The sequence below is a fragment of the Actinosynnema sp. NPDC059797 genome (genome assembly GCF_042732085.1).
In the GTDB taxonomy this organism is placed as follows: Bacteria; Actinomycetota; Actinomycetes; order Mycobacteriales; family Pseudonocardiaceae; genus Actinosynnema.
Genome location: NZ_JBHWIE010000357.1, coordinates 1 through 7,044, shown reverse-complemented (window position 1 = coordinate 7,044; position 7,044 = coordinate 1). Strand labels below are relative to the sequence as shown.

At 74.5% G+C, this 7,044-nt stretch carries 8 protein-coding genes; 4 read left to right on the top strand and 4 right to left on the bottom strand.

All coding sequences use genetic code 11. From position 1 onward, the window contains the following. Together ACFV4N_RS36960 and ACFV4N_RS36955 are read left to right on the top strand one after the other, a co-directional pair. On the top strand, positions 1–1,054 hold a 1,054-nt coding region (locus ACFV4N_RS36960; RefSeq protein ID WP_499677318.1), incomplete at its 5' end, for a GDSL-type esterase/lipase family protein. A gap of 66 nt (positions 1,055–1,120) precedes the next feature. After that, the gene (locus ACFV4N_RS36955) at positions 1,121–2,023 is read left to right on the top strand and encodes a GDSL-type esterase/lipase family protein (protein WP_499677317.1); all 903 of its coding nucleotides are present in this window, start codon (positions 1,121–1,123) and stop codon (positions 2,021–2,023) included. Positions 2,024–2,076: 53 nt separating this feature from the next. On the opposite strand, the gene ACFV4N_RS36950 is transcribed toward ACFV4N_RS36955, so the two are convergent. Next, the gene (locus ACFV4N_RS36950) at positions 2,077–2,856 is read right to left on the bottom strand and encodes a TetR/AcrR family transcriptional regulator (RefSeq protein WP_499677316.1); all 780 of its coding nucleotides are present in this window, start codon (positions 2,854–2,856) and stop codon (positions 2,077–2,079) included. Between the two features lie 61 nt (positions 2,857–2,917). On the opposite strand from ACFV4N_RS36950, the gene ACFV4N_RS36945 reads away from it, so the two are divergent. Then, complete coding sequence (locus ACFV4N_RS36945) at positions 2,918–3,736, top strand: ABC transporter ATP-binding protein (RefSeq protein ID WP_499677315.1); 819 nt, start codon at positions 2,918–2,920, stop codon at positions 3,734–3,736. Beyond that, complete coding sequence (locus tag ACFV4N_RS36940; RefSeq protein ID WP_499677314.1) at positions 3,733–4,524, top strand: ABC transporter permease; 792 nt, start codon at positions 3,733–3,735, stop codon at positions 4,522–4,524. The genes ACFV4N_RS36945 and ACFV4N_RS36940 overlap by 4 nt, the downstream gene beginning before the upstream one ends. A 66-nt stretch (positions 4,525–4,590) precedes the next feature. On the opposite strand, the gene ACFV4N_RS36935 is transcribed toward ACFV4N_RS36940, so the two are convergent. From ACFV4N_RS36935 to ACFV4N_RS36925, 3 genes are all read right to left on the bottom strand, one after another. Further along, positions 4,591–4,986, bottom strand: a complete 396-nt coding sequence (locus tag ACFV4N_RS36935; RefSeq protein ID WP_499677313.1) for an STAS domain-containing protein — start codon at positions 4,984–4,986, stop codon at positions 4,591–4,593. 224 nt (positions 4,987–5,210) lie between these two features. Next, positions 5,211–6,155 carry an anti-sigma factor RsbA family regulatory protein gene (locus tag ACFV4N_RS36930; RefSeq protein ID WP_499677312.1) on the bottom strand — a complete coding sequence of 315 codons (945 nt, stop codon included), beginning with the start codon at positions 6,153–6,155 and terminating at the stop codon, positions 5,211–5,213. Next, the gene (locus ACFV4N_RS36925; protein WP_499677311.1) at positions 6,152–6,991 is read right to left on the bottom strand and encodes an MEDS domain-containing protein; all 840 of its coding nucleotides are present in this window, start codon (positions 6,989–6,991) and stop codon (positions 6,152–6,154) included. Before ACFV4N_RS36925 ends, ACFV4N_RS36930 begins: the two co-directional genes overlap by 4 nt. Positions 6,992–7,044 lie beyond the last annotated feature (53 nt).

Genomic DNA, 7,044 nt, shown 5'->3' with positions numbered 1-7,044 from the left:
CAGCTACATCTCCGGCGAGGCGGGCCGCTGGCGCGGCAACGCGCTCAACGACGACGGCACCAAGTGGGGGACCGACCTCGCCACCACGTGCGAGGGCGGCAGCTGCACCACCGACCCGCGACGGGTCTACGGCGACACCCACACCTCCACCAACATGTGCCACCGCTCGACCTCGGCCGAGATCGCCGGCGCCGCCATCCCGGGCGCCACCGCGATCAACCTGGCCTGCTCCGGCGCCACCACGCGCGACGTGCGGCAGGGCGACGCCGCGCGCAACCAGCCCAACCAGCTCGACCTGCTGCGCGCCGCCGTGCGCGACTACCGGGTGGAGCTGGTCGTGCTGTCCGTCGGGGGTAACGACCTGGGGTTCGGCGACATCATCGCCGACTGCGTCAAGGGCTACCTGACGCCCTTCGGGCCCTACCGGTGCAGGCCGAACTGGGAGGCGAAGGTCGCCGACTACTTCGACCGGTTCCGCGCGGACGTCGGCGCCACCGTCAGGGCGATCAAGGAGGTCGTGAACGCCGCCCAGGGCGCGGGCACCTACCGGTTCGTCCTCCAGTCCTACCCCTCGCCGCTGCCGAGGGCCGCGGACTTCCGCATCGCCGAGAGCGGACCGCGGTTCGCCGAGGGCGGCTGCCCGGTGTGGGACTCCGACGCCGACTGGGCGCGCGACGAGCTGGTGCCCGCGATCGCCACCCAGCTCAGGACCGTCGCCGACGAGCGCAACGTCCGGTTCCTCGACCTCCAGCGGGCCTTCGACGGCCGCGAGGTGTGCGCGAAGGCGTCCCGCCAGGCCACGAGGGCCGACACGGCGGCCGACCCGGTGCCCGGGACCGAGTCGGAGTGGGTGCGCTGGGTCGTCAGCGGCTACACGTCCCAGGGCGACCTCCAGGAGAGCATGCACCCGAACTTCTACGGCCAACGCGCCCTGGGCACCTGCCTGCGCCTCGTGCACGAGAAGGGCGCCGGCGACTTCGCGTGCCGCAACACCCCGGGCGCCGGTCCGGGCCGCATGGCGCTGTCGCCCCTGGCAGTGTCCACTGTGGATTGAGAGTGGCGGCTCGGCCGCGGGGTACCCTCGAACCGGACGACACCGTTCCGGGTGAGAGGGGCAGACGTGCCGGGAGTTCGGCGGGCCGCGTTGGCGGGAGCGCTGCTGGTGGTGCTGGGCGCGTGCACGGCGGAGCCCTCGGGTTCCCCCGAGCCGACCTCGACGACCGGCGACGCCCCGCCCGCCGAGCGCGTGCACGTGTCGCTGGGCGACTCGTACGCGACCGGCTACCGCCCGGCCGACGCGGGCGGGCCGGAGGGTTCCGCCCCGGGCTTCGCCGACCTCGTCGCCGAGCGCTCCGGCCTGCGCCTGCTCAACTTCGCGTGCAGCGGCGCCACGTCCGCCGAGTTGCGCACCGAGGCGGGCTGCGCCCCCGCGGCCCGCGCCCTCGACGCGCCGGACCCGGGCACCCGCACCCAGCTCGACGCGGCCGTCCAGGCGCTGCGCGAGCACGAGGGGCGGGTGGGCCTGGTGACCGTCGTGATCGGCGGCAACGACCTGGCGCCCTGCGCGCGGGCGGAGGAGCCGGTGGCGTGCGCGACCGGGGCCGTGGCCGAGGTCCGGTCCAACCTGGCCGCGACCCTGCCGGTCCTGCGGGAGGCCGCCGGCGACGCCCCGATCGTGGGCCTGACCTACCCGGACGTGTTCCTCGGCGCGTGGGTGAACACCGCGTTCCCGAACGGCCAGGACCTGGCGCGGCTGTCGGTGTCGCTGTTCCGCGACTTCTTCAACAACGCGCTCAAGGCGGAGTACGAGAAGGCGGGGGTCCGGTTCGTCGACATCACCGAGGCGACCGGCGGCTACGGGTCGCTGGGCGAGGTGACCCTCGACCCGACCTACGGCAGCATCCCGACCTCCGTGGCGCGGGTGTGCGCCCTGACGTACTTCTGCCGTTACGCCGACGTGCACCCGACGCCGGAGGGGCACCGGGAGATCGCCGACGCCGTCCTGGCCGCCATGGGCCGCTGACCGGGCGGGCGGGTCCGGGCGCGACGGCCCGGACCGGAGTCCTCTGTGGACGGTCAGTCCGCCGCGCGCTCCGCGATCAGCGCCGCCACGCCCTGGATGAGCCGGTCGAGGCCGAAGGCGTAGGCGTGCTCCGGGTTGTGGGCCGACCGGTGCGCCTGCCCGGCGGCCTGGCCGACGCGGGCCGAGATCGGGAACCGCGAGGGGTCGAAGACCGCCTCGATCGCGGGCTGGACCTGCCGCCACCACTGCTCGTCGTCGATGCCGGTGCGGCGGACCGCCCGGTCGGCCTCGACCCGGCGGCGGGCGACGCCCTCGACGTGGGTGTGCACGAGGGTGATGACCGCGTCCATCTCCACGTCGGTGAGGCCGATGCCCTCGATCACGGCCAGCTCGCGCTCGTACTTGGCGATCGTGTGCGGCCCCAGCGGGGGACGGCCGGTGAACACCTGGAGCACCCACGGGTGGCGCATGCAGAGTTCCCAGTTCACCTGCGCGACCCGGCGCAAGCCGTCCTGCCACGGCGCGTCGCCCCTCGGCCCGAGCAGCCGGACGGCTTCGCCGTAGACCGTGTCGAGCATGGCCTCGACCAGCTCTTCCCGGGATGAGACGTAGGTGTAGAGGGACATCGTGCCCACGCCCAGCGCCTCGGCGACCCGGCGCATGGACAAGGTGGCCAGGTCCTGGTCACCGTCGGCGATGCCGATCGCGGCGGCGGTCACCTGCGCGGTGGTCAGGGTGTGCTTGGGACCGCGCCGCGGCAGTTGCCGCGTGCCCCACAGCGTCGCGACCGTGCGTGCCGGATCGCTGCCGCCGCTGATCTCCGTCCGGTCCATGCGCCCATTGTAGGAAGCTGACTTCGTATGGCGTACGTAATTCTGTGCTACGGTTCTTCGTATGCCATACGGAGATGTGGGACCGGTCGCGGTCCCTTCGGACGACCTGGCGATCCAGGCCGTCGGCGTGCGCAAGGGCTTCCGGGGCAGGGCGGCGCTCGACGGGTTCGACCTGGACGTCCGGGCGGGCGCGGTGTGCGGCCTGCTCGGGCCGAACGGCGCCGGGAAGACCACGGCCGTGCGGGTCCTGACGACCCTGCTCCGCCCCGACGCCGGGCGGGTCCGCGTGGCCGGGTGCGACGCGCTGGCCGACCCGAGGGCGGTGCGCTACCGGATCGGCCTGGTCGGGCAGCAGGCCTCGGTCGACGAGGTCCTCAGCGGCAGGCAGAACCTCGTCCTGTTCGGCAAGCTGTACCACCTGACCTCCGCCGCGGCCCGCCGGCGGGCCGACGAGCTGCTGGAGCGGTTCGACCTGACCGGCGCGGCGGACCGGCCCGTCGCCGGGTACTCGGGCGGGATGCGCCGCCGCCTCGACCTGGCCGTCGGCCTGGTCCTGGCGCCGCCGGTGCTGTTCCTCGACGAGCCGACCACCGGCCTGGACCCGCGGGCCCGCCTCGACGTCTGGGCCTCGGTCAGGTCGCTCGTCGGCTCCGGCACGACGGTCCTGCTGACGACCCAGTACCTGGAGGAGGCCGACCGGCTGGCCGACCGGATCGCCGTCCTCGACGCCGGCCGGGTCGTCGCCGAGGGCACCCCCGACGAGCTGAAGGCGAAGGTGGGGCCGGACCGGGTCGAGACCGTCACCCGCAAACCGACCCTCGACGAGGTGTTCCTCCACCTCACCGGGCGCCCCGCCACGACCGGGGGGCGCGCGTCGTGACCACCGCCGTGACCACCACCGCCCGGGACGCGGCCACCCTCGCCGGGCGGATCCTGCGGCACTGGGCGCGACGACCGGTGTCGGTGCTGCTCGGGCTGCTGTTCCCGGTGATGGTGCTGCTGATGTTCGGGTACCTGTTCGGCGGCGCGATGGCCGTGCCGGACGGGCACTACCTCGACTTCCTGATCCCGGGCGTGCTGGCGATGACCATGCTGTTCGGGCTGGAGGGCGTGGTCGTCGCGGTCACCGCCGACACCGCCAGGGGCGTCACCGAGCGCATCCGCGCCATGCCCGTCTCCACCGCATCGGTCCTCCTCGGCCGCAGCGCGGCGGACCTGCTCAACGCCGTGGCCGGCATCGCCGTCGTCGCCGCGACCGGGCTCCTGGTCGGCTGGACCGCGGACCGCGGCCCCCTGCCCGCGCTGGCGGCCGTCGGCCTGCTGCTGTGGCTGAGGTTCGCGTTCACGTGGGCGGGCACCTACCTGGGGCTGCTGCTGAAGACCCCGGAGTCCGCGGTCGCCGTGCAGGTCCTGGTGTGGCCGGTCGGGTTCCTGTCCAGCGCGTTCGTCTCGCCCGACACCATGCCGGGCTGGCTGGACGTCGTCGCCACCTGGAACCCGCTGTCCGCCACGGCGGCGGCGATCCGCGAGCTGTTCGGCAACCCCGACTGGGACGCGGGCGGCTGGGCCGACCGGCACGCGGTGACCCTCGCGCTGGTCTGGCCGGCCGTGCTCACCGCGGTCTTCCTGCCCCTGGCCGCGCGGCGGTACCGGGCGCTGGGGCGCTGACGCGGCCGTGGACCGGCGACCTCGTCGGTCCACGGCCGCGTCCGACCGGGTGTGGCCGCACCGGGACTAGGACGACCACCACGAGAACCCGTGGTCCTCCTCGACCGACCCGTCCTCGGCCCGCCGCGCCAGCACCGCCGCCACCGCCTCGTCCACGGTGGGGCGCAGCGTCAGCAGGGCGTCGACCTCGGTCACCCGCATGGGGTCCACCACCGTGCGCTGCCGGGCGACCACGGCGAACCCGACACCGGTCTCGTGGGCGCGCTCGTGCACCTCCATCAGCACCGCGATGCCCAGCGAGCCGAACAGCCCCACGCCGCAGAGGTCGACCACCAGCGCCGCCGGGTCGTCCTCCAGGCACGCGAACAGCTCCTGGCGCACCTCGCGGTAACTGTCCGTGTCGACCTCGCCCCACACCTCGGCGAACACCACGCCGCGACGCCGGGCGACCCGGACGGCCACCGGCGTCCGGTCGTCGTCCCCGTCCGGGCCGTGACCTGGTAGGACCGGTGCGCTTGCGGTGATCTGGCGCCCTGGAACTGGAGTCACCCGGAACGTTTACCCCGCCATCGCCCGGTCAACACGCGCGCGCGGTGGTGAGGTGACGCCGCGTGCCGGGACGGGGCCCTCGCCGCGGTTCGGGACGGGACCTCACCGCGGTCGCGCCCGTCCCGGCCCGCGGGCGGTCAGGGCTCCAGGCGCAGGAACGCGTACACGGTGGTGCCGTGCGCGGTGGTGTGCGTGCGGACCAGGTCGGACAGGTGGTTGACCATCAGCAGGCCGCGGCCGCCCTCCTGGTCCCGGGTCGCCGGTCGGCGCCCGGCGAGGGGGTCGCTCAGCCGGCCGCCGTCCTCGACCGCGCAGACCAGGTGGTCCCCGTCCCGCCAGAGGCTGAGCCGGCAGTCCGCGCCGGCGTGGCGCAGGCTGTTGGTCACCAGCTCGGTGGCGATGAGCGCGAGGTCGGCCGACCGCTCGGCGGCCAGCCCCAGGCGGTCCGCCTCCGCCACGGCGAACCGGCGGGCCCCGCCGATGCCGGCGGTGGTGGCGACCGCGAGGCCGACGGCTCCCCGGACGGCGTCGAGCGGCCGGTTGTAGCGGTCGACGACGGCGTCCGGCGCGTAGTGGTCGCTGTCGTAGCGCCGCGTGGTCTCCCACACCAGGGGGTGCGTGGCCAGCGCGTCGGTCACCACGTGCTCGTCGAGCGCGGAGGTGTCGTAAGGGCAGGCGATGGTGACGTCCCGCCCGGCGAACGCCAGGTTGATCAGCGCCTCGTGCTGGGCGCAGGCCGGGTACTCGGTGTCGGTGCGCCCGGCCCAGATCGGCTCGCCGATGATGCGCACGTGCTCCTCCCCGTGGCGGTCGGCGAACCGGCGCAGCACGCCGGGGATGATCCGGCCCGGGTTGCGGCCCTCCACCTCCATGTCGAGCAGCAGCACCTCGGTCGCGGCGTCGGCGAGGGCGTCGCGCAGCAACCGCAGCCGCGCGGCGGGCACCGACGCGGCGACCGGGTGACCCAGCTCCAGGCCCTCGGTGACGAAGGGCACGAGCAGTTCCAGGTACTCCTCGTCCGAGGCGTAGAACACCGCGGGGTGCACGAAGTTCCCCGCGGGAGGGACGGCTGTGGTGTTCATGTGCCTGGCTCCACACTGACGTCGAGGTCGAGCAGGTCCACCATGGCGGCCACGCCCGGCCACGACGTGCGCAGCACGACGGACGCGCCGTGCCGGTCGGCGTGGTCGGCCAGGCGCAGCAGGCCGCGGTGGTCGAGGAAGGAGAGGTCGGTGGCGTCGACGACCAGTCGACCGTCGCGCGGGCGCGGGTCGGCCCGCTCCAGCGCGAGCGCGAACAGGTCGTCGTTGGCCGGGTCGACCTCGCCGCCCAGGGCGGTGGTCCGGTCGCCCGCGGCGTGCAGCCGGAAGGCCGGGTAGGCCGTGTTGGTGGCCGGGTGCATGCAGGCGACCTGCGCGAAGGTGTGCTCGTCCACCTCCGCCTTCGAGTAGGCGCACATCGCCGAGAACGGGTGGCGGGCCATGTGGTGGTCCACCCGGTGCTCGTACCGGGTGAACGCCTCCAGCCGCTCCGGGGTGCGGACCAGCGGCGTGCAGTCGGCGGCGACGCGCAGCCCGGCGAACCCGGCCGCCAGCGCCGCCTCCGTCGCCTCGGCGTAGGACCGCACCTGGACGTCGGGCTCGACCACCGCGTCCGCCGGGTAGGTCGCGTCCAGCGACGCGACCTCGGCGGCCCCGGTCCGCAGCGCCTCGTCGATCCCCCCGATCCCGTCGAGGTCCGCGACCAGCGCGTCCACCGCCCCGGGGCCGAGGTAGCGGACCCGGAGCCCGAGGGCGAGGCCCTCGCCCAGGAACTCCCGGACGCGGGCGAGGAAATCGTCCCGGTCGTCGTACCGCCAGCACACGTGGTCGTGGGCCCCGAGACCTCGCACGTGCGCTACCAGTCCGGTTCTGCGCATGTCAACACCTAACCACGGCCGTCGGGTGAACGGCCACGGGGTCGGTGCTGGCC

What these genes read in the sequence shown, in the direction of transcription:
- ACFV4N_RS36950 (WP_499677316.1), bottom strand. Translation starts at nt 2,856, where the DNA reads ATGGACCGGACGGAGATCAGCGGCGGCAGCGATCCGGCACGCACGGTC.
- ACFV4N_RS36925 (WP_499677311.1), bottom strand. Translation starts at nt 6,991, where the DNA reads ATGCGCAGAACCGGACTGGTAGCGCACGTGCGAGGTCTCGGGGCCCAC.
- ACFV4N_RS36945 (WP_499677315.1), top strand. Translation starts at nt 2,918, where the DNA reads ATGCCATACGGAGATGTGGGACCGGTCGCGGTCCCTTCGGACGACCTG.
- ACFV4N_RS36930 (WP_499677312.1), bottom strand. Translation starts at nt 6,155, where the DNA reads ATGAACACCACAGCCGTCCCTCCCGCGGGGAACTTCGTGCACCCCGCG.